Raw genomic sequence first — 20903 nt, 5'->3', positions numbered from 1 at the left:
CTGAGCCCGGATCACTACTCGTGAGCGGCTGATCGGCGCTGGCTACCCAGACGAGTTCGGAAGAGCCCTCTCTTCGGCGAGTGTGTCCCACCAGCGCAGCAGCATGCCGCGCACCAAGTGAGCGAAGACCGCCAGGGTCATCGGCAGCTCCGCAGCCGGCCACGTGGTGTCCCCCGACCCGTAGGTGTCCTGGGTGAACACCTCAGCGGGCAGACCGTCGCCGGCGGCGGGTGGCGGGATCAGCAACGGCCACGGGAAGGCCGTCCCGGCATGCAGGCGGGCGGAGCGCAGCTTGTACACCGCCTCCAGGGCCGCGCTCATCTTCGTCTTGGACCACGGCAGCTGGCCAGCCTGGTCGGTCGTGCGCTCGTCCGGCGGGTTGGGGAGGAACTTCTTGGCGAAGGCGAGGAAGCGGCCAGTGGCCCCAACGAGCTTGTAGAACTCGGCGTCGGCAGCCTTGGCGAGCAGGGTCTCCCCACCCGTGGCGATCAGGGCCTCGGCGGAGATAGGGAAGGATTTCTTCACCAGCAGCGCGTAGTCCTCGGTGGCGGCCTGGTGGGCGGTCGCGGCGACCTCGACGGCGCTCACCAGCATCAGCCATGCCAGCTCCGGCGCGCCCTCGGCCATCCACAGGGCATCGGCGTACTGCCTGGCGGCCCGCACCAGCTGGACAGTGTGGTCCGGGGCGAGGTGAGGCAGCGACTCCAGGTAGGGCTGCAGCGACCCGAAGTCAGCCGTGCTGCCCGCCAGACCCGGCAGGATCGGTGAGGACCAGGGCGAGGCCGGAGCGCTCGGCACGACCTGCGCGGACACCTCGTAGCTGGTGACGTCGCCGTCCTGCTGGCGGTAGCGGGGGCGCGGGTCATCGCCGCGCAGTCTGACTCCCAGGACCAGCGACGCCAGCGCCCCGACCTCCTGGTGGATCGACAACCCCGTCCAGCCTGCACTGCCCGAGGCGGCGGGCTGCTGATTGGGGTAACGGAACCAACTGGCCAGCTCCAGCACCGGGCGCAGCCGCCCCGAGCGCTGGCCAGCAGCTTCGTCGACCGGGGTGAAGCGGTAGGGGCCGATGATCTGCGTCCCAGCGATGCCGGCGATCTGAGCGTCGGAGTAAAGCAGGCTCACCCAGCCGCGGTGCGGGTCGTCGAGGTAGCGCCACAGCCTGACCGACCAGGCCGGCTGGTCGATGCTGCTTGGATCTCCCATGACGTCCCCCTGCATGTGTGGCGAAGGCCGCCTTCGCAAAGTGAGGGTACTGGTCCCCAGCGGCGGCAACCTTCAGGTCCTAACAACCCACGGCGCTGCCGAGTCCCATGAGCGGTTCGATCTTCAGCACGGCTGCCTCTGACTCCCGGACCGATGAACAAACAGGGCCAGCGGCGGGTCGCCGAGGACCGACCGAACACCTCGTGGGGCAAGGAGTGAGGCGGCAGGTCGTGGCAAGCGTCAGTAATCGACGTCGCCGGTGGCGCCGGCGGTCAGTACGACGTGGACGCTGCCGAGCGCACCTCGGGCGTCATCCAGCACGGGCGGCATGCCGGACAACGTCTTGCCGGGCTCCAGGTCGTTCACGGTCAGAAGGGCAGCTGGCTGCAGCGCGGCGGCGCAGTCCGACAGGAACTGCCCGAGACGGTCGCCGGTCTTCCCGCTGTGATCCTCCAGCGCCCGGAGACTCTCATGAACCCAGCGGAGGTGGTCCTCGTCGGTCGGCCTCTCCTGCGCCAGCGCCTCCAGCGCCTCGGGACTCCAGAACACCCGGCAGCCTGCCCGCGTCAGCAGGTCGGAGGCCACGGAGCACTCCCGATCGCTGAACTGCCACTCCCGACGGTTGAGGGCGCGAGAGGCGTCGGCGACGTACGGGTGGACGGCCTGCTGGAGTGGGGTGGGAGGCTTGGCGTCGTGGTCGGCCCGCATCCGCCACAACGGCATACCGGGACCGGGATCCGATGTGAGAGCCAGGCGCACGAGCTTCCGCAGAACGTCCTCGGGCGAGAGGCCGGGCAGCCGGGGCGTCCACGAGTGAGCGCACACGCAGGTCAGCCGGGCGGGGCCGCCCCAGACCCCGGAGACGGTCAGGCCGCGATCCGCCATGCACAGCGGGCAGCACACGTCCAGCTCGTGCGTGCCGTCCGGCAGCGGCGGGGTGCCGAGCCAGAACACCCCACCGAACCGATTGCCGTAGTCCGCGCGACGGTGGCAGACCTCCATCGTGAGGTTGCCGACGCCGTCGTGGCCGATGTGGCTCGTGGTGAAGTTCCAGGTCACTGCCCCACCATAGTCGCGTTGTTGTCATCGATCGCCCTGGTTGGCTGCATAGCTGTTTCCGATTCTGGCTTGCTCGGATCACGGGCGGCCGGGTTGCGGGGCGGCAAGCAGCCAGTGGGCGAGGGCGGCGTCGTCAGAGGGCTTGTACCGGGGATGGTGGCGGGCGTCCGGGTCCTGGGCTTCGAAGTCGCGAATGGTGTCGATGACGGCGTCCGGCCCGACTGCGCGAGAGAGGGCGGCGATCTGCGGCCAGGTGAGGAGGCGGTAGGCATCGACGGCCTCGGTGATGCCATCGGTGGCCAGGAACAGGTCGGTGAGCCCCTCGGCCGGCCAGGTCGCGGCGAAGGCGTTCTGACCGGCCTCGGGGTCGGCTTCGGCGATCCAGTACCCGCCGGGGCGGTTGACCTGGGTGTTCTGGAAGTCCCGCAGTTCGCGCAGGATTTCGCGGTGCTGCTCGTCGAAGCCGTGGCCGGCGCGGAGCCGGGACCGGTAGAGGGCCGCCTGGGGCTGGGCGTCGACGAGCTGCGCGAGACGGTCGTCCCGGAGCTGAAGAAGGGTGCCGTCCAGGTGAATTGCTGTGATCGGGCTGTCGCCGAGGACGGCGACGTCGATCTGATGGTTCGCGAGGCGGACGACGGCGACGGTCGCGGCTGGGGAGCGCCCGGGGATCAAGTGGTGGTCGCGGGCGAGGCCGCCGATGGCTGCGGTGAGGACCTCGCGAAGATCGGATCGGGGTGTGCGGGTCAGCAGGTTGGCGATCCGCTCGCCGAGGGCCCCGGCGTACCAGCCGCCGCGCGGCTGATCGTCGGTGACGGTACTGACGCCGTCCAGAACGACCAGGGCGTGGTCAAGCACCACGATCCGGTCCTCGGTGGGGCGGTTGTCCTGTCCGGCGCGCTCGCCCGTGCGGACGACGGGCACGGTGGAGGTGGTCGACATCGGCAGGATCCTTCGCGGTGTGAAAGCGGTGGCCGGAGCTCAGCAGGTGTGCAGGGCCGTGGTGATGATGGCCCGGGCGTCGTCGCCGTACACGGCGGACTCGTGGAGCCGATCGAAGGCCCGGTGGAAGATCTGAACACGGTCGTCAGTGATCGTCTCGCCCCCTCGGTAGCCCTCGACCTCGACGCGGGCGCCGTCGAAGATCCCAAATCCGTCGCCGGGATAGACGGCGAGCCGGGCGCGGGCGGGGATGATGCCGAGGGTGAGGCCGGGCAACTTCAGGGCGCCCAGGAGGTGTTCGAGCTGGGCACGCATGACCTCGGGACCGCCGATGCCGGTGAGCAGCGCCTGCTCACCGAGCAGGACGTGGAAGCTGCGCCCGCCGACGCCGAAGTACTGGGCGCGGGCGACGCGCTCGGCGGCACCGGCCTCGATGTCCCGCGGGATGTCATGCAGGTCGACGACCAGCCGCAGAACCTCCTCAGCGTAGGCACGGGTCTGCAGGTTTCCCCAGACGAGGTCGGGGCTGTAGCCGTGGTAGTGCGTGGTCTGCTCGACGAGCCGGCGGAACTCGGCCTGGGTCGGCCCGGTTCCCTGCCGGAGAAGACCCGGCCAGTCGATGGCGGCCGGGCCGGCAGCTGTGAGGTCCAGGGCGGGGACGGTGGGGTCGGACATGCGGTTCCTCCTGAGAACGGGCTGCGGTGTGGAGCCTGGTGGAAGGGTTGTCCCGCCCGACGCGTGCCTGCGCCGGGCGAGACGGCGAACGGGTGTCAGTGAGCGGGCTGCGACGGCTGGGCGTCGTCGGAGCCGTTGTTGAGGGAGATGGCTGCGACCGGCTCCCACGTCAGTTCCCAGGCCAACTCGCCACCCGGACGCGGGACCTGCTGGAACTGCACGTCGAGCAGGTGGAGCGCGGTGAAGCGAACGGGGACGTGGCTGGGCGAGATCCTCCGCAGGGCCGTCTGCAGCGCGTCGGAAGACGCCTCGGCCCAGGCATAGCCGAGTGAGATGTGGTGCCGGCCGCCGTCGTGGAGCAGCGCGCCGGGCCCGCGGACCTCGCGGATCGCGTCGCGGACATGCTCGCGCAGGTCGACCAGCCTCTCGTCGGGCGAAAGGTCCATGAAGGCCCCGGCCCGGTTGGCGATCGGGCTGCCAGCCGTGACTTCCAGCGGGCCGGTGAAGGCCAGGTGCGTATGCAGGGCGGCGACAAGGTCGTCGCGCTCTTCCGGGGTGATCTTGTCCGCGGTGGTGTCGGCGACCATCTCGATGGTGCAGTGCAGCGTGTCGTCGCCGATCGGGGTGATCGGGTAGGGCGTCATCGCGTCCCGGCACTCGTTGACCAGCCGGGCCAGGGGGAGGTCGGTCTGCAGGTTCGGAACGGCGTAGACGTGCAGGACGCGGGCGCCGTCGGGCCACGGCGCGCCCTGGAATTTCGGAACGAACTTCTCCACGATCGCTTCTCCGTCAGATTGGTGCGGTGGCCGTTCCCTGTGGGGCGGCGCGGCCTGGCCGTTGTTGGTCAGGACTGGCCGAGGTGCAGCTGGTGGACGCGCTCGAAGGTGTAGCGGGGCACCGGGGCGGGGTGCTGGCGTTCCCACACCAGCCACGCGCTGGAGACGGTGGCGTTGGTGCGGATTCCCGGCCGGATCTGGCGGCCGAGGTCGGAGGCGAGGCGGTCCGAGCGGGCGGCGAGTTCGGGGGTGTCGGTGTCCTGGACTGATGGTGCAGTCGGGTATCGGAACGGAACTCTCCGAATGGCTCGGACAGCAGGTGCCCCTCTGTCGACTCTGTACATGGCCTTGCCGGGATGGCGGTAGCCGCGGCACGGCGATGGCTCCGTCGCCGAGGGCGGTTACAAGAGTTGGTGCGGAGGGAGGTCGTGACGGTCCTCCGGCGCGTCGATGCCGTGCAGTTCCAGGTACCGGTCGGCGAGCATCGTGATCGCCTTCCACTCATCCTCACCGGTCTCCTCCAGCCATGCCTTGAGGTACAGCCTCGCCATGTACCGTCCGTCGTGGCGCTTCTTGCGCTCCTTGCCCTGACTGTTGGGCGTGGACATCACCTCCCGGTCGATCCGGGACGTGATCTCCACAGGCACGAGGTGCGGGGCTTCGACGAGGAGGGACCGGCAGTAGATGAACGGGTAGGAGTCTGCCTCGTAGGTCTCGGCGGGCGGGTTCCAGGCTGCAAGGGCATCGGCAACAGTCTTCATGACGTGCAGCATTACCGCACAGGTCGGCACCTGTGGGGCAGTTCCGGAGATCTCTCCCCGACCGTCAGCGGCACAGCTACCCTGCGCCCGTAAGGACAGCATGGCGGAGCTGAACAAGCGTGTCCGCGCCGCGGCCTCCTCCATGGCGGGCATCAGCCTGCGTGCCCCAGAGTCCCGGTTCTGGGCGTACCCGAAGGCTTGACTGCCTGGCTACAGGGCCAGTGCCCGGATCATCGCGGTGAGCCTGGGCGACTCGGGCGAGGGCTGCTGGCTGTTGAATGGCTGATAGCCCCAACTCTCGTACAGATCTTGGACCTTGCCGTCCCCGGCGAGCGGGTTGACCATGAGGGTGACTCGGTCCTCGGCGCGGTGGGCGAGGAGGTCGTCGTGGATGCGGCGGGCAGTGCCGGTGCCACGCCAGGCCGTGCGGACGCCGATCTCCTTGATGACCAGTACGGGGGTGTCGGTGTAGCCGCCGGGCAGTGGTTCGGCCATGCGCTTCCAGTACCGGTCGCCGGCCTCGGCGGTGTTGCCGTAGGCGTACCCGACCGGCACGTCGCCGTCGTAGCCGAGGACGAGTTCGAAGCCGGGCTCGGTGGCGTGCCGGTCGAGGCGTTCGGCGAACGACTCGACGCGGTAGTTCGCCAGGTGCAGCAGCGGCGCGCGGACGTCCGCGTACACGTCCAGCAGGTCTTGGCGGACGCCCTGGGTCAGGTCGGTGTGGTGGCGGAGTTCGACGGTCACGCGCTGGTCCTCCAGGTCTCGTGGGCGTATTCGGCCCAGGTGCGGGCGGGGCCGCTTCCGGCGGCGCGGTCGGTGAGCTTGGTGCCGAAGACGGTCAGCATGCCGGTGACACGGGGGTGGGTGGAGACCTCGGCCGGCACCGACATGGCGGTGGCGACGGCGGGCTCGAGGGCACCCTGGCTGAGTTGGGCGTGGGCGAGGCGGACGGTGGTGATCGCGTGGGATCGCTGCATGGCGCCCCGGCGAAGCGCGACGCTGCGGTGCGCGTGGGCCTCGGCGTCCTCCCAGTTCCCGGCGGCCAGGTGGGCGGCGAGCGCGAGGGAGTGGAGCTCCGACTGGTCGTAGAAGGCGGTTATCCACAGCGGGCGGGTCGCGGCGGGGTGGGCCCGGTCGAGGGCGTCCTGCGCGTGGCCGAGGGAACGCCGCACGGCGTTGGTGTCGCCGGTCAGGCCGTGGATGGCGGCGTGGCGGGCGTGTCCGAGGGAGGCGAACAGCGGGTCGCGGCGGGCGATGGGCAGGTTTCGGGCCACGTCGTTGGCGGCGAGGGCGTCGCCGGGACGGGAGAGGTGGCGGTAGAGGCTGCCGGCGTGGGACCAGATGCGGAACTGGATGCCGCTGTCGCCGGACATGGCGGCCAGGGACGCGGCCTTCTGGTGGTGCTGGAGGGCGGCGTCGAAGCGGCGGCCGTCGATGGCGGCCCACATCGCGCTCGACATGAAGGAGGCCGCGCTGGCGTACAGCTGGGCCCTGATCCGCTGGGTGGCGGTGCCGTGCTCCTGGAGGGCGAGGGCTTCGTCGGCGAGCTGGGCGGCGCGGGTCTCGATGCTGAGCCGGCCGCCGTGACGGTGGTCGCTGGCGACGACCTCGGCGAAGCGGGCCTGCAGTTGCTGCACGTCGGTGATCCCGATCCGACGCGGCCCGGCCGCGGTGCTGGTCAGCACGGCGGCTGCCGTGCCTCCGGCAGCCGCTATGAAGTCGCGTCGCCTCACGTTGACCTCCGTTGTGCTGCGGGTCCGCCCGGTGGGGACGAAGCCCAGTTCCTCGGGCGTGCAGTCGAATACTGCCGTGAGCGCGAGGCGGATCTTCACCGGTGGCCAACGGGTCTGGCCCGTAAGCCAGTTGTGCACCGTTCGCTCTGATACCGTGCCGAGCTTCCCCGTGAGGATCTTGACCTCGGCGTTCACTTCGCGGGCTAACTCTGCCTTCGTCATGCGGCGTTCGGCCATCCGGAGGCGGAGTGCGACGTTGGCCACCATGCGATCAACGTAGTCGCGGTGTGACGTGGTGTGCAGGGGAACGGGTAATGGGACGGTCAAGTTTTCCGGTTCGGCCGGGACCTGCAACGTGCGTACTTTTCCTCACCACTCGGTAGCTGACGGTCGTTCACTGGTTGCGCGCCGCCGCCCCACCCCTGGGGGCGGCACCTGGCGCCAGGCCCGTCCTGCGTTCCGGGCCTGGCGTCGGCCAACCCTCGTCCGCACCAGGAGTTCCGTCATGGCGTTCACCGCTGGCATGCCCCCGGGAGCCGAGCCGCTGGCCGCCGCTGCCACGGCCGCCAGCGGCACCGAGTCGGCCGGTGTGGACCTGCCCTACCGGGCCGAGTCCGTGTCGGCCGCCCGCAGCCTGGTGCGTGTGCAGCTGGCGGCCTGGGGTCTGGATCACCTGGTCGATGACGCCCAGGTGATCGTCTCGGAGCTGGCGACCAACGCGTCCAAGACCGGGTGCCGGCTGCGGATGCGGGTCGAGATCGAGCGGCTCGGCGCGAATGCGGTCCAGATCCGGGTTACCGACGGCTGCCGCGTCCTGCCGGTCATGGTCGAGGCCGGCCGTGAGGCTCTGGGCGGTCGGGGTATCGCCCTGGTCCACTACCTCACCGGCGGCCACTGGGGTGCCGACCAGCTGCCGGACGGCAAGATCGTCCATGCCGAGCTGGGGGCCGTGGCATGAGTGCCCAGCACCGCGGCCCCGACCGCGACCTGTTCGGCGGCGCCATGAAGGCCCTGGTGGTGTCCGGCCACCTCGTCGTGCTCGGCCTGCTCGGCTACCTGGTCGAGCACCAGCCGCCCGGCTACCAGCCGCTCACCGCGGCCAGCGCCCTGGACACCGACCCGGGCACCGAATCCCTCTGATCCGAGTGAGGAGCCAGCACGATGCAGACCCTGGCCCGCTACCGGCGCCGCATCGCCCGCCGCCCGAACACGGTGGTCGTGCAGCCCGACGGCTTCTGCAACCTCAACTGCACCTACTGCTACCTGCCCGACCGAGACAGGCGCACCCCGATGTCGGTGGCGGTCGCCGAGGCGGTGGCCGCCTCGATCGCCGAGTTCGCCGACACCGCCTCGCCGGAGCCGGTCGAGGTCGTCTGGCACGCGGGCGAGCCGCTGGCCGTCGGGCGGCAGAGGCTGGCCGAGCTGCTGGCCCCGTTCGAGCCGCTGCGGCAGGCCGGCCTGGTCGAGCACTCGGTGCAGACCAACGCGGTCCTGATCACCCCTGCCTGGTGCGACTTCCTGATCGAGTACGGGTTCCGGGTCGGGGTGAGCATCGACGGCCCGGCCGCCCTCAACAACCAGCGCGTCGACTGGGCCGGTCGCCCCGCCTTCGACCGGATCATGAAGGGCATCGGCCGTCTGCGGGAGAACGAGGTCAGGTTCTCCGTGATCGCGGTTGTCAGCGCCGAGACCATCCTCGATCCGGAGGGACTGCTGGACTTCATGGCGGGCCTGGGCTGCCACAGCGTGGGGCTGAACATGGAGGAGACCGAGGGCGTCAACACCGACCGGGCGGTTCCCACGGTCGAGCAGGCCCGCGAGTTCTGGCGCCGCACCATCGCCTGGTCCCGGCGGCACCGCGAGCTGGCCGTCCGCGAGGTCGACCGTCTCGGCGGCTACCTCAAAGCCGCCCGCACGGCGGGTCTGGCCGCGTGGGACAACACGCTGATCGACCCGATACCGACCGTCTCCGCAGCCGGGGACGTGGTCCTGCTCTCGCCCGAGCTCGCTGGCATCAGCGACCCGGCGTACAACGACTTCCGGGCTGGCAACGTCCTGGAGCTGACCATCGGCTCCATGCTGGACCGCGCACACCACCTGCGGTACGTGCGTGAGTTCCTGACCGGCCTGGACGAGTGCGAGGCCCGGTGCGAGTTCTTCGGCTTCTGCCGGGGAGCGCAGGCCGGCAATCGCTACTTCGAGAACGGGCGCCTGGACACCACCGAAACCAACTACTGCCGCGTGTCCAGGCAGGCCCTCGTCACCGCACTGTCCGATACCGTCCGAGAGGAGCAAGCAGCATGACCGTCCTCGAACTGCTGGCCACCACCGATTCCCCGGTGGTTGCCGACCTGACGTCCAGTCACCCGGTCGCGGTCGCCAAGTTCGACAACCGGCCGACCTGGGACAACGCCGGCTCGTCGTTCGACAATCGGCCCACCTGGGACAACTGGTCCAAGAAGAGCAAGTAGCACGTCCAACCCTTCCGGGCCCGCACCGCGCGGTGCGGGCCCGGCCCGACAGAGCGGAGCCCCCCATGGACAGCAGGACCTTCGGCCGCGTCACCGTCACCCTGCCCACCCTGAACGAGCCCGGCCTCTACCTGTCCAACGTCACCTCCCTGGACTCCGCCCGGGGCATCGTCCAGGACTTCCAGTACAGCGACGCCGACCTGCGGGACCTGGACCTGACCGACACCAGCCTCATCACCGGCCGCGTCAGCGGGTTGCGGGCCGACCGCTTCCAGCTCGACAAGGTCCGCCTGGACTCCGTCGAATTCGACACCTGCGACCTCGCCACCGCCCGCATCAGCGACAGCAAGCTGTCCCGCGTCGTCTTCCGCAACTGCAAGATCATGGGTGCCAACCTCAATGGCCTGGCCATGGACAACGTGCTGTTCGAGAACTGCAAGCTCGACTACGCGAGCTTCGAGCAGGTCCGGGCCACCGGGCCGGTCGCCTTCTCCAAGTGCGTGCTCACCGAAACGACCTTCACCGGCTGCGACCTGACCGGGGCGGTCCTGGACGCGTGCACGCTGCGGCTGACCGAGTTCGGCCGGGGCAAGTACAAGGACCTTGACCTGCGCGGCAACGACCTGACCTCGCTGCGAGGGGTGGCCAGCCTCGGCAAGGTGGTCATCGACCGGGCCCAGCAGGCCGAACTCGCCGAAGCCCTGATCGCCGAGCTGGACGTGACCTTCGGGGACACGCTCGACGAGCGCCGGTGACCCGACCCGGGAGGAGCCCGGAGTGAACCTCGCCATCGCCCACATCGACCCCGCCGCCCTCATGGCGCGATGCGAGACCACCGGGGTCCGCATCGCCGGCGGCGAGCCGGAGTACGAACCAGGGGCCGTCCTGCCGGCCGGCCCCTGGCAGCCCCTGACCTCCGATCTGGCCGCGCGCCTCAAGCCCACCGCCCAGACCGCCGATTCCACGCTGGTGGAGCTGGTCAGGCTCCCCGACGGCCCGGCGCCCACCAGCCTGGCCGCTCTCGCCGACCCGCTCGGCGACCCGGACGCCGTCCACCTCGGCCAGGCCGCCAGCCCCGCCAAGGCCCTGACCACCACCCCCAACTACCAGGACGGCCGCCGCATCGGCCTGCACCTCGACAACTGGGACAAGCTGGACTACCAGTCCAAGCACACCGGACGCCGGCGCCTGTGCTTCAACCTCGGCCCCGGCACCCGCTACCTCCTGCTCGGCGACCTCGACATCCGCACCATCTGCCGCACCCTGTACCGCGACCCGGTCAACCGCTATCCGCACACCGACGACCTGCGCGCCTACATCGCCAGCGGCCACCAGATCGGCGTCTATCGCCTCCGCCTGGAGCCCGGAGAGGGCTACATCGCCCCGACCGAGCTCCTGCCCCACGACGGCTCCACCGAGGGCCAGCCGCAGCCGTCCACCGCGACATTCTGGCTCGGCCATTGGCCACGCGGAGTGCTTCCCGCCATAGCCTGAGCGGTCATCACAGGCAGGCGGGGCCGGACAAGCCTGTGCGTGTGCCGTGGGGCGCTGACTGACCGTAACATTTCGAACTTCGGTTCTCAGGGCACGACTTGAGGAGATAGGCATTGGAGACCTTCTTTGTCCCCAGCAAGATCTGGAAGGACGGTGGCCCGTTCCCGCACGTCCTTGTACTGCTCAGTGAGTACGAGGAGTACCGCGAGTACGCTCGCGCCCACGCTGAACTGCTCTCTCAGTACAGTGACCAGCTCGGAGTGATCCCCGAGGAGTGGCTGCACTCCACCGTCCAGGGCATCCACCACGCGCTCGATGCCGAGCAGTTGGCTCAGTTCCGCGGCACCCTGCGCGACGAGCTCGCCGGCATACAGCCGTTCCGGGTCCAGCTCGGACCGGTGTGGCCCGGCATCACCGCGGTGACGGTCGCGGTCTACCCGGAGGACGGGATGGCCGCGCTCAACGACCGGGTCCGGACCGCAGCCGAGAAGGTGCCAGGCGTCTCACTGCGGGAGAAGGAAGCCAGATTCTGGGCTCACGCATCCTTGGCCTACGCCCGTTCGGACTTCTCCAGCCGGGACCTGAACCGGGCGCTTCGGGCGCTGCGGCCCCCGCGCGTGGACATCACGATCGACCGTGTGCACCTCGTCAACCAGTACCAGCACCCTGACCTGGGCTACTACACCTGGGACGTTGTCGAGGAGGTTCGACTCGGCTGAGCGTTCGGGGCGTCCGTCGTCCCGGAGCCGGCACGGATCGCGGCCCGGGCGGCGATGTCGGCGGCGTAGCCCGTCCAGTCGCCGCCGCTCGCGCGCTGCCAGGCCACAGCCACACCGATGCGCACTTACCGCGTCTCCTGCGGGGCCGGGATAGCGCTGACGTCCAGGTCGGCGTAGACGGGGCGGTGGTCGGCCGCAGCCTCGCTGGCCGGGCTGACGTGGGCACGGTAGTGGACCAGGGCGGGGGCGACGGGCCGGGTCGCAAGGATCAGGTCGATGCGGCGCTCGCCCCACGGATCCGGATCGCCTTGCCCGTCGGCCCAGTAGCCGACGGTCGGCTGCCACGGTTCCGCCAGGTGGGCGGCGGCGTCGACCATGAACCCGCGCCTCAGCAACGCTGCGGTCTGCCGGCGGTCGGCCAGGTTCTCCCCGCCGACGGTCTCGGCGATGCACTGGTACTCGAGGTCGTCGTGGTCCTGGTCGGTGTAGGGCTCGGCGTCATAGCACTTGCCGTCGGACGTGGTGGCGGCGGAGATGGAGTTGAAGTCGCCCGCCAGGATGCCCGGCTTCGCCCCGCCGGTGCGGCGGAAGATCCCCTTGAGCCGTAGAGCCTCGTTCGCGCGGCCGTCGGGCCGGAACGGATCACCGTGGTAGCTCCCGACAAGGAGGGGCTCCGCCGCGCCGACATTGAGTTGCAGGGCCGTGCAGCTATGCCAGAAGTCTGGTGCGCCGAACGGGCGGAACCCCCCAGGTACCGCGCGCACGGTGTCCGGGTTCCAGAGGATGGCGGTGTACCAGCCCCGGTGCTGGTTGTTCGCCATGGCGATGGCGCCAGGCGTTCCGTCCGCACGTATCGTCGTGGCGGTCAGGCCGCAGTCGGCCGCGAGGGATCCGATGATCTCGCCGGCCTCGGCTCGCCATCGCTGCGCGCGGTCAAGCTCCGTCTCGTTTTCCTTCAGATCCTCGTCGACGATGACTTCTTGGAGGGTCAGGATGTCGGGCGCTACCTCCTGAATGGCAGTGACGCGGGCTCTCCAGCCAGGGGTGTTGCGATCGGTGAGTTTGAGCTTGTAAGCGTTGAAGTTGGTGATGCGGACCAAGGTCGGCTCCTCGGGTAGGACTGGCTGTGGTGTCACGGGTTCTACATTGGACGCCCGTTGTGCAGGACGAGCTGGCGGCTCTCCGTGCGGGCTTGGGTGAGCGAAGACAGCAGGTCGTAGCGGTTGGGCGGCAGGATCGGCTGCCAGTCGGTGAGGCTGCGGAAGGCGTAGCTGTCGTGCTCGTCGGACAGCCGGATCGCTCCGGCCTGGGCGGCGGTGAGCCAGCCCCCGTCGAAGTGGTAGTCCGTCACGGCCGGCCGATGCTTGGTCGGGTCGCGAAAGTCCGTCGCCAGAGGGCGCAGGATGCCGGTGAGGTCGAGGCCCGTCTCCTCCAGGGTCTCGCGTGCCGCGGCCCGAAGCGGGTTCTCGCCGTGGTCGAGGCGTCCTCCGGGGAACAGCCAGCGTGGCTCGGCGCCGAAGGCGTCCCGCTGCTCGTTCGGGGCTTCGTGAAGCAGCAGGACCCGGTTGCGCTGGTCCGTAACGAACACGGCGCAGCCGTGGAGCGCCTGCGGCATCGTCTTGAGGTATTCGGCGGGGGGAATCCACTTCGGCATCGTGGGCGGTCTCCTGTCCGCTGGCGCAGCCGGGTTCAGGCCAGGCCCTCGGGCTTGTCGCCCCGGTAGAGGACATGCACGTGGAGGTGCTTGGACTCCTGGTAGTCGCCGAGGTTCGTCACGACGCACGCGGCGCCGTGCTCGGCCCGGACCAGGGCGGCCACCTCCCGGACAACCCGCATCACCTCGGTCAGCAGCTCCTCGCCGCCGACGCCCAGGTCTTCGAGCGAGGGGACGTGCTGCTTGGGGATCACCACGATGTGAACCGGGTAGCTGGGCTTGGTGTGGTGGAAGGCCAGGACCGAGTCCGTCTCCTGGACGGTGTCCACCGACGTGAGGCCGTTGAGCACCTGCTCGCAGTAGAAGTCGGACATGCTCAGGCTCCGATCAGGTCGAGGTAGTGGGCGACGTACGGCGGGGTCTTGAGCGCGGCGACCTCGGAGAACGGCACCCAGGCGATGCTCTGGCCTTCGTCGCCGAGCCGGATCGCGTCCTTCGGGCCGGTGTACACCGCGTGCAGGACGCGAGTCATCGCCGAGACGCGCTCGTGACGGGGGCCGGGCAGCTCCCGGACGTCGGTGATGGTGATCCCGGCTTCCTCGAACACCTCCCGGGTCGCGGTCTCGCGCGGCGTCTCATCGTGCTCACGCCACCCGCCGATCGGGGTTCGGTAGCCCGGCCAGGCGATGCCCTCCTTCTCGTCCCGGTGGTGCACCAGCAGCTCGCCGTCCGGAGTGGTGACGAACACCACGATGCCCTCGAAGTCCTGGTGCTCCGGGGTCGGACGCTCGATGTAGAGCACCCGGCCGGAGCGGGCGGCGCGCAGCACCTGGAGGTCTTGCCGGTACTCCTTCGGCGTCAGGAAGTGGCGCCAGTTGTAGTCCGTCTCGAAGCGGAACTCGCAGTGCTCGTCCGGATCGAGGACGATGCGGGCCTGCTGCTCCTCGGTGAGCGTGCCGCCGTCGAAGACCCAGCCGATCGACGGCACGGGGCGGACGTGGTCGGCCTGCTGGTGGATGACGGCGATCAGCCGCTGCCGGCCGACCGGGTCCGGGTTCTCCGCGAGCAGGTCGAGGCCGATCTCCTCGCGGGCCTCGCGCAGCGCGGTCTCGAACGGAGACTCGCCGGGCTCGGAGTTCCCGCCGGGCCAGTCCCAGCGTTCGGTGTCCACGGAGTTGCGCATCCCGAGGACGCGACCCTCGTGGTCGCGCACCAGGAAGCAGGCCCACGTCATCGGCCGGTCGATCGTGGCCAGGTAGCGGCTGGCGGGCTTCCATCCGGCGGCGAGGCGGTGGGTGAGCCAGGTGATCACCTCGCGGTAGCCGTCGCTGGTCGGCGGCAGTTCGTCCGGGTGGAACCAGCCGAAGGCGTCGTGCTCGGAGAGGGTCACCGCGGTCTCGTCGGGGACAGTGCAAGTGAAGACGAACTGGCGGGTCAGGCCGCCTCGGGAGTTGATGAAGTCCAGGGCCCGCACGTACTCGATGTCGGGGCAAATGATGCCGGTCTCCTCGGCCAGCTCCCGGATCGCCCCGTCCCGGGGGTCCTCGCCGTCGTTCAGTCCGCCGGCCGGGTAGTCCCACAGGCCGGGCAAGACGTCGTCCTGCTTGCGGCGCAGCATGAGGATGCGGCCCTGCGGATCGCGGACGACGGTTCCGGCCGCGAGCTTCTGGACGCCCTCGGCCAGGGCCTGTTCGGCGAGCAGCTTGTACGAGATCATGCGGTGGTCTCCTCCTTCGTACGGTTCCAGTCGCCCCAGGCTGTGACCTGCTGCCCGGCCAGGGTCTCGGCGACCTGCCAGAGCTTCCCTGAGCGGGAGCCCTTCACGAGGACGACGTCGCCGGGGCGCACCTCGCTTTGGAGCCAGGCGGCGGCGGTGTCGTTGTCGCGCACGATCGCGACGGTCTCCACGCCCGCTGCACCGGCGGCGAGCGCCAGCTGCTCGGCCAGCGCGCCGCCGACAGCGAGGACCAGGTCCACCCCGAGTTCTCCGGCCTCCCGTCCGACAGCGCGGTGCCCTTCGACGGCGTCCTGTCCGAGTTCGGCCATCTCACCGAGCACGGCGATCATCCTGTGCTGCTCGTTCAACGGGGGTCCTCGGTGTTCCAGGTGACGGTCATCGGGGTGGTGGAGCGGGCCAGGACGAAGCGGCCACGGTCCGGGTCGGCGGTCGGCGGCGTGGCCGGGATGGCGATGACGGCGGGGTGGTTGCGGAAGCGGTGGTCCCACAGTGCGGCTTCGGCGGCGAGCTGGGCGGCGAGGTCGGCGCCGCCGGGGCCGTAGCCGTGGAAGTCGAGTTCGAACCGGTCGCCGCCGTCCTTGGTGAGGTGGTAGCCGAGGTGGGCGAGGGAGCCGCCTGCGGTGGTGGCCATCGTCTGGGCGGGCAGGCCCGGGAACGCGTCTTTGGCGGACCGCAGCCACATCGGCGGGTTGGGCAGGCGGCAGGCGAGCCACAGGTACAGCTGCTCGAACGACTCCTGGCGGCCGACGAACACCCCGGTGGGCACGATGGTGTGCCGGGTGTTCAGGACCCCGGTTAGGGCGGCCGGGTCGGTGGCATGGAGGTTGTCCCGGTTGGGCTGGAGGGTGGCCGCGCCGGTGCCGGTCAGGTCGATGGCGCTGGACCCGGCCGGGGTGGTGCCGGGGTCGCGCAGCGGCATGAAGCCCGCCATCTCGCTGCCGTCGCCGATCCAGCCGCCGTGGCCGTCGCTGACGAAGGGGACGGTCCGCGACACTGCCCCGGCCAGGCGCACCGGGACGAGGAGACGGCCGGCGGGGTGGAGCTGGTCCAGCCAGGCCCGGGGGACTTCGAAGGCGCCGACGGTGGCGGTGATCCGGTCGAACGGCGCGGTGTCGGGGTGGCCGAGCCTGCCGTCGCCGAGGACGATGTCCACACCGGTGACGCCCGCTCGGGCGAGGTTGGCGCGGGCACCGCGGACCAGGTCGTCATCGACGTCGATGGTGACGACCCGTCCGGCCGGTCCGGTCAGGTGGGCCAGCAGGGCCGCGTTGTAGCCGGTGCCAGCGCCGAGTTCCAGGACCCGGTGGCCGGGTTCGACCTGGAGCTGCTCCAGCATGAGGGCCACGATCCGCGGTTGGGACGCCGCGCTGATCGACGTCCCGGCCTCGTCGGTCTTGATGGACACGGTGTCGTCGGCGTAGGCGGTGGCGAGGGGGACGCCGGGGACGAACAGCTCGCGTGGCACGGCGCGCATCGCCGTCTCTACCGCGCTGGTGCGGATCTTCTTGTCAGCGAGCAGTCGATCGGCGAGCTGGTGGCGAAGCTCCTCGGCGGTGCTGGGCCGGGAGGCAATCTGCTGGTCGCTCACGCGGTCCGCTCCTTGCTGGTCGTGCCGGGGGTCTCGGTCAGTGGCGGCCTCTGCGCTGGCACCCCGCTGCGGTCGTGCTGCAGCGCCCGGAGGTCGGCGAACATGCCCGGCGTGGAGGCGAGTTCGTCGAAGGTGCCTTCCTGGATGACGCGCCCGTGGTCCAGGACGACGATGCGGTGCGCGACCCGGGTGTTCTCCAGGTTATGGGTGACCAGCACGGTGGCACGGTCCTTGGCGATGCCGGCCAGGCCGTTGAAGATCCGGTGTTCGGCCCTCGGGTCCATGGCGCTGGTCGGCTCGTCCAGGATGAGCAGATCGGACTGCCGGTGGAACGCGGCGGCGGTGACCATGCGCTGCCACTGGCCTTCGGACAGGTCGGTGCCGCCCCAGAACTCCCGCGACACGAGGGTGTCGAGGCCCCGGTCGAGTTCGGCGATCACCTCGTCGGCGCCGGTGGCGGCGGCGGCCTCCAGCACGGCGGCGTCGCCCCGGCCGGTGGGCTGGCCGAGCGTGATGTTCTGCCGGGCGGTGAGCGGCCAGTGGGAGAAGTCCTGCTGGACGAACGCGGTGTGCCCCCACAGCAGGTCCGGGTCCATATCGCGGGTGTCGCGCCCGTCCCACGTCACCGCGCCGTCGCCGGGCAGCGTCAGGCCGCACAGCAGCCGCATCAGGGTGGACTTCGCGGCGCCGTTCACCCCGACCACGGCGACGATCTCTCCGCGCCTGACGCGGAAGTCCACGCCGCGCAGGGCCTGCTTGTCGGAGCCGGGGTAGGTGTAGGTGACGCCCCTGGCCTCGATCACGGCGGTCTCCTCCGGCGGGGCCTGGGTGCCGCGGTTCCGACGCTGGGCGCCGGCCAGCTCAATGAAGCTGCTCCAGTCGCCGACCCACAAGCCGGTGCGGTGGACGGCGGCCGCGTAGCTCGCCGCGTTGCGTAGGCTCGCCGAGGCCGCCCGCAGGGCGATGACGGCGGTTCCGGCGGCGGCAAGGGAGACCCGGCCCGTGGCCAGGAGCCAGGCCAGGCCACCCCACACCAGAGCGGCGCCGATGCCGGACACCACCGACCCGTACAGGTTCAGGCGGGCGGAGCGGGCGGCGGCCTCGTCGGTGGTGGCGCTGATCTTCTTCACCGCGCGGGCGTGGTGGCGCAGCAGGAACGGGACGAAGGTGTTGGAACGGACCTCGGCGGCCGAGCGGCGATCGCACAGGTACCAGCGCAGTACGGCGGCGGCGCGCAGCGGGCCGTAGATGGCGAGCATCGCGCGGTGCAGGGAGGTCGCGGCGGCGGTGCGGGCCAGCGCCTGGGGCAGGACGGCCAGGACGAGCAGGGGCAGCAGCAGGGGGTGGATCGTGGCGATCACCACGGTGGCGGCGGCCAGCGAGGCGGCGTGGGTGATCAGGTCGCGGACCTGGGAGACGAGGTCGCGGGTGGAGACCGCGCCTCGGTCCCCGGCGTCCCAGGCGGCGTGGAACTTCGGGTCGTCGTAGGCGGACAGCTCGGCGCGCGTCGCGGCCTCGATCAGCTCCATCTCGGCCAGGCGGTTGATCTTGGGGCCGAGCCGGTCGGACACCCAGCCGCCGACGATGTCCAGCAGCGAGCCGGCGGCGGCCATCGCGGCCAGCACGATGATCGAGGGCAGGGAGTCGGAGAGGCGCTGGCTGATCGAACCGGTGCTGGCCAGAAGGTGGGTGATCATGCCGGTGGTGGCCAGCAGGCCGAAGGCGCTCGCCGTCGAGGCGACGACGGCGCACACCAGCATGATCGTGAGGGAGCCCGGGTCGGCCTGGCGGCCAAGGCGCAGCGCGAGGAGGACCAGGCGGGGCAGGGCGCGGGCGGTGGCCAGCACGCTGGCCTTGCGGCCGGAGATGAGTTCGGCGTCGCTCTCGGGCGGGCGGTACTCCATCATCTCGGCCTCGTCTTCGGCCGTGAGGTCGAGCTGCGGCGTGGTGCTCAAGCGGTTGCCTCCCAGCCCTCGGCCTTGGTGCGGATGGTGCGCAGGTGCTCGGTGAGGAACCATTCGGGGTCGCCGCCGAGCATGCAGAGCGTGACGAGGGCGGTGAGGGCGGTGTCGCAGGCCTCAGCGCGCACGTGGTCCCAGGTGTGGGAGTGGCCCTTGTTCGGGTTGAGGCCCAAGGCTCCGATGATGGCCTGGGCGAGTTCGCCGGCCTCCTCCTGGACCTTGAGTCCTTGCAGCATCCGGAGCTTTTCGGGATCGTCCGCGAAGCGCGAATTCAGCTTATTAGCAACCAAGTTGGCGACTTGCAGCAGCTCTTCCATGGGGGTTGATCCTGCTCCCTGTTCGATTTCGCATCCAAGCGCCGGGAGGTTCCCGGCGGTTCTCGGCGAGCCCGGGTCGAAGACCACGTTTTCGATTCGGGCCGGGCCGCTCACCACAAGGTCGGGTCTTCCTGCGGCTGGGGGTGGCCGGGCAGGCCAGGCGGGACGGCAGCGGCCAGCAGAGCGGTCCAGGTGGCGTGGTGCCCTGCGAGGTGGATCAGCAGCAGGGCGGCTGCGTGGGCGTCGAAGGCGGCTCGGTGGCGCTTCCCGGGGACGGCCGACAGGTCGATGCCGCACAGCTCGATCAGCGCGTCCAGGCCGTACCCGGCGGCCTGCGGGTAGGTCGCGCGCGCCAGGCGCAGGGTGTCCAGCACCCCGGCCGGCTTCCACCCCGGCAGGTGCCGGGACAAGACGCCGTAGTCCACGTGGGCGTTGTGCGCGGCGATCCACGCGCCCTCCAGATTGGCGCGCACCCGCTCGCCGATCTGCGGCCACGATGGCGCGGAGGCGACGTCCTGGCTCGTGATGCCGTGAACCCGCGTGGCCATCGGGCTGATCGGCCGGGGCGGGCGGACCAGGGTGGAGCGCACGGAGGCGGACACCGGGCTGCCGTTCACCACCGGGACGGCGGCCAGCTCCACCAGGTCCGGCGGCTGGGCGCCGTTGCCCTCCACGTCGACGACGACAACTCGGGGCCAAGTGCTGTAGTCCATGCGTTCCCTATCGGCTGGCGGCCAGACTGCGGGTTAGCGCCGAGGCGGCGCGGTCGAGGGCGGTGGCGAAGTCGCTTTGCAGGTCGGCCGGTAGATCGCCCTGGTCCAGGCCGCAGGCGGTCACGGTCCCGGTGAGCTGGTGCCGTTCGGCGGGGAACATGGTGGCGGCGACGGCCGGGTGGTCGAGGACGTCACGGGCTGCGTAGCCGTCGCCGCATTCGATCGTTTGGCTGGTCAGTTGCCGCGCGACCTTCCTCGTGGCAGGGGTGTCCGGGCCGGTGGTGTCGAAGGCGGTTAGGCCGAGGCGGGTGGTAAACACGGCCAGGCCGTCGCCCGCGGCGAGCGCGAGCCAGCGGTCGATCGCCGCTTCGGCGGCGTGTTGGTCGCCAGGGCAGCACAGGGCAGTGAGCACTGCGGTGACGGCGTTCTCCCAGGGGTTTCCTGGCTCGGTGCCGCTCAGGAGCGCGAGGGCGCGGGGGAGATCTCCCGTGGTGGCCGCGGCGAGGACGGCGGTCTGGCGGCCGTCGAGCATGCGCAGCCCGACACCCCGGTGCTCTTCGAGGTGACGAAGGGCGTCGCTCCAGCGTCCGGTGCAGGTGAGGGCGCGGGTGCCGTCCGCGATGACCACGCGCCACAGCCACGCCCGGACCTCGGCACGCTGCTCGTCGGTCTCGGTGAGCTGAGCGGGGACGGTGATGCCGTCCAGGACCGTCTCAGTGGCGCTGGTGATGGCCTGGTAGAGGTCGAGCAGGAGCTGGTGGCCCTGCTGGTGTTGGCCCGCTCGGAGGTTGAGGCGGGCGAGGTTGACGAGGGGTTCGAGGCCGCGGATGGCGCTCATTGCCGGGAGTGGGCCGCGGGTGAGGTAGAGCGCGGCGTGGCGGTGGCACAGCTCGCGGGCGTAGTCGGGTAGCCCGACGTCGGAGGCGAGGAGGGCGGCCTGGTTGAAGACGGTGGACGCCGGGCCCGGGGCGGTCTGCCGCGCGGCCGTGTCGGCCAGCTCGGAGAGCTGGCCGACACGGGCGTCGAGGGGCAGGCACGCGGGCCGGATCCGGGCGACCAGCGGGAAGCGCTGGGCTATGGGTCCGGTCGGGTGCACGCG

General features: G+C 70.6%; 26 protein-coding genes. 7 read left to right on the top strand and 19 right to left on the bottom strand.

Annotated elements, in window-relative coordinates:
- Positions 1–42: 42 nt before the first annotated feature.
- From ACH4J0_RS19685 to ACH4J0_RS19645, 9 genes are all read right to left on the bottom strand, one after another.
- Entirely contained in the window at positions 43–1206 is a 1164-nt protein-coding gene (locus ACH4J0_RS19685; protein WP_396241710.1) for a hypothetical protein, read from the bottom strand.
- A 240-nt stretch (positions 1207–1446) separates the two neighbouring features.
- Positions 1447–2265: a hypothetical protein gene (locus ACH4J0_RS19680; RefSeq protein ID WP_396241708.1), complete on the bottom strand. Its 819-nt coding sequence runs from the start codon at positions 2263–2265 to the stop codon at positions 1447–1449.
- Positions 2266–2343: 78 nt separating this feature from the next.
- Entirely contained in the window at positions 2344–3204 is an 861-nt protein-coding gene (locus tag ACH4J0_RS19675; protein ID WP_396241706.1) for a PP2C family serine/threonine-protein phosphatase, read from the bottom strand.
- Between the two features lie 39 nt (positions 3205–3243).
- Complete coding sequence (locus ACH4J0_RS19670; RefSeq protein ID WP_396241704.1) at positions 3244–3879, bottom strand: DUF5753 domain-containing protein; 636 nt, start codon at positions 3877–3879, stop codon at positions 3244–3246.
- Positions 3880–3974: 95 nt separating this feature from the next.
- Positions 3975–4655, bottom strand: a complete 681-nt coding sequence (locus ACH4J0_RS19665; RefSeq protein WP_396241702.1) for a hypothetical protein — start codon at positions 4653–4655, stop codon at positions 3975–3977.
- Positions 4656–4723: 68 nt separating this feature from the next.
- Positions 4724–4999 carry a hypothetical protein gene (locus ACH4J0_RS19660; protein ID WP_396241700.1) on the bottom strand — a complete coding sequence of 92 codons (276 nt, stop codon included), beginning with the start codon at positions 4997–4999 and terminating at the stop codon, positions 4724–4726.
- A 57-nt stretch (positions 5000–5056) separates the two neighbouring features.
- Positions 5057–5416 carry a hypothetical protein gene (locus ACH4J0_RS19655; RefSeq protein ID WP_396241698.1) on the bottom strand — a complete coding sequence of 120 codons (360 nt, stop codon included), beginning with the start codon at positions 5414–5416 and terminating at the stop codon, positions 5057–5059.
- 210 nt (positions 5417–5626) lie between these two features.
- The gene (locus tag ACH4J0_RS19650) at positions 5627–6160 is read right to left on the bottom strand and encodes a GNAT family N-acetyltransferase (protein ID WP_396241696.1); all 534 of its coding nucleotides are present in this window, start codon (positions 6158–6160) and stop codon (positions 5627–5629) included.
- Positions 6157–7287, bottom strand: a complete 1131-nt coding sequence (locus tag ACH4J0_RS19645; protein ID WP_396241694.1) for a hypothetical protein — start codon at positions 7285–7287, stop codon at positions 6157–6159. Before ACH4J0_RS19645 ends, ACH4J0_RS19650 begins: the two co-directional genes overlap by 4 nt.
- 367 nt (positions 7288–7654) lie before the next feature.
- Between ACH4J0_RS19645 and ACH4J0_RS19640 the strand changes: the two genes are divergently transcribed.
- The 7 genes from ACH4J0_RS19640 to ACH4J0_RS19610 all read left to right on the top strand — a co-directional run bounded on the left by ACH4J0_RS19640 (position 7655) and on the right by ACH4J0_RS19610 (position 11833).
- Positions 7655–8107 (top strand): ATP-binding protein, encoded by a 453-nt coding sequence (locus tag ACH4J0_RS19640; RefSeq protein ID WP_396241692.1) that lies wholly within the window; start codon positions 7655–7657, stop codon positions 8105–8107.
- Positions 8104–8289, top strand: coding sequence for a hypothetical protein (locus tag ACH4J0_RS19635; RefSeq protein WP_396241690.1), 186 nt, complete (start codon positions 8104–8106; stop codon positions 8287–8289). The genes ACH4J0_RS19640 and ACH4J0_RS19635 overlap by 4 nt, the downstream gene beginning before the upstream one ends.
- A gap of 21 nt (positions 8290–8310) precedes the next feature.
- Positions 8311–9453 (top strand): cyclophane-forming radical SAM peptide maturase AmcB, encoded by a 1143-nt coding sequence (amcB, locus tag ACH4J0_RS19630; RefSeq protein ID WP_396241688.1) that lies wholly within the window; start codon positions 8311–8313, stop codon positions 9451–9453.
- Positions 9450–9620, top strand: coding sequence for a multiple cyclophane-containing RiPP AmcA (amcA, locus tag ACH4J0_RS19625; RefSeq protein ID WP_396241686.1), 171 nt, complete (start codon positions 9450–9452; stop codon positions 9618–9620). Before amcB ends, amcA begins: the two co-directional genes overlap by 4 nt.
- A 65-nt stretch (positions 9621–9685) precedes the next feature.
- A complete protein-coding gene (locus tag ACH4J0_RS19620) occupies positions 9686–10375 on the top strand; it encodes a pentapeptide repeat-containing protein (RefSeq protein ID WP_396241684.1) in 690 nt (229 codons plus the stop codon).
- 22 nt (positions 10376–10397) lie between these two features.
- Complete coding sequence (locus ACH4J0_RS19615) at positions 10398–11114, top strand: hypothetical protein (RefSeq protein WP_396241682.1); 717 nt, start codon at positions 10398–10400, stop codon at positions 11112–11114.
- Between the two features lie 113 nt (positions 11115–11227).
- Positions 11228–11833, top strand: a complete 606-nt coding sequence (locus ACH4J0_RS19610) for a 2'-5' RNA ligase family protein (protein ID WP_396241680.1) — start codon at positions 11228–11230, stop codon at positions 11831–11833.
- 125 nt (positions 11834–11958) lie between these two features.
- On the opposite strand, the gene ACH4J0_RS19605 is transcribed toward ACH4J0_RS19610, so the two are convergent.
- The 10 genes from ACH4J0_RS19605 to ACH4J0_RS19560 all read right to left on the bottom strand — a co-directional run bounded on the left by ACH4J0_RS19605 (position 11959) and on the right by ACH4J0_RS19560 (position 20900).
- Entirely contained in the window at positions 11959–12933 is a 975-nt protein-coding gene (locus ACH4J0_RS19605; RefSeq protein ID WP_396241678.1) for an endonuclease/exonuclease/phosphatase family protein, read from the bottom strand.
- Positions 12934–12974: 41 nt separating this feature from the next.
- On the bottom strand, positions 12975–13487 hold the full coding sequence (locus ACH4J0_RS19600) for an NUDIX domain-containing protein (protein ID WP_396241676.1): 513 nt from the start codon (positions 13485–13487) through the stop codon (positions 12975–12977).
- Between the two features lie 35 nt (positions 13488–13522).
- Positions 13523–13861 (bottom strand): HIT domain-containing protein, encoded by a 339-nt coding sequence (locus ACH4J0_RS19595; protein ID WP_396241674.1) that lies wholly within the window; start codon positions 13859–13861, stop codon positions 13523–13525.
- 2 nt (positions 13862–13863) lie between these two features.
- Positions 13864–15204, bottom strand: coding sequence for an NUDIX domain-containing protein (locus tag ACH4J0_RS19590; RefSeq protein WP_396241672.1), 1341 nt, complete (start codon positions 15202–15204; stop codon positions 13864–13866).
- Positions 15201–15572 (bottom strand): glutamate ligase domain-containing protein, encoded by a 372-nt coding sequence (locus tag ACH4J0_RS19585; RefSeq protein WP_396241669.1) that lies wholly within the window; start codon positions 15570–15572, stop codon positions 15201–15203. The genes ACH4J0_RS19590 and ACH4J0_RS19585 overlap by 4 nt, the downstream gene beginning before the upstream one ends.
- Positions 15569–16813, bottom strand: a complete 1245-nt coding sequence (gene fxlM / locus ACH4J0_RS19580; RefSeq protein ID WP_396241667.1) for a methyltransferase, FxLD system — start codon at positions 16811–16813, stop codon at positions 15569–15571. The genes ACH4J0_RS19585 and fxlM overlap by 4 nt, the downstream gene beginning before the upstream one ends.
- Positions 16810–18768 (bottom strand): ATP-binding cassette domain-containing protein, encoded by a 1959-nt coding sequence (locus ACH4J0_RS19575; protein WP_396241665.1) that lies wholly within the window; start codon positions 18766–18768, stop codon positions 16810–16812. Before ACH4J0_RS19575 ends, fxlM begins: the two co-directional genes overlap by 4 nt.
- Complete coding sequence (locus ACH4J0_RS19570; protein WP_396241663.1) at positions 18765–19091, bottom strand: MazG-like family protein; 327 nt, start codon at positions 19089–19091, stop codon at positions 18765–18767. Before ACH4J0_RS19570 ends, ACH4J0_RS19575 begins: the two co-directional genes overlap by 4 nt.
- A gap of 110 nt (positions 19092–19201) precedes the next feature.
- The gene (locus tag ACH4J0_RS19565; RefSeq protein WP_396241661.1) at positions 19202–19804 is read right to left on the bottom strand and encodes an exonuclease domain-containing protein; all 603 of its coding nucleotides are present in this window, start codon (positions 19802–19804) and stop codon (positions 19202–19204) included.
- Between the two features lie 7 nt (positions 19805–19811).
- Entirely contained in the window at positions 19812–20900 is a 1089-nt protein-coding gene (locus ACH4J0_RS19560; protein WP_396241659.1) for a hypothetical protein, read from the bottom strand.
- Positions 20901–20903: the final 3 nt, after the last annotated feature.

This window comes from Kitasatospora sp. NPDC017646 (genome assembly GCF_044329365.1).
Lineage (GTDB): Bacteria > Actinomycetota > Actinomycetes > Streptomycetales > Streptomycetaceae > Kitasatospora.
The sequence above is the reverse complement of the archived record's forward strand: the minus strand, read 5'-3'. Positions and strand labels throughout refer to the sequence as shown.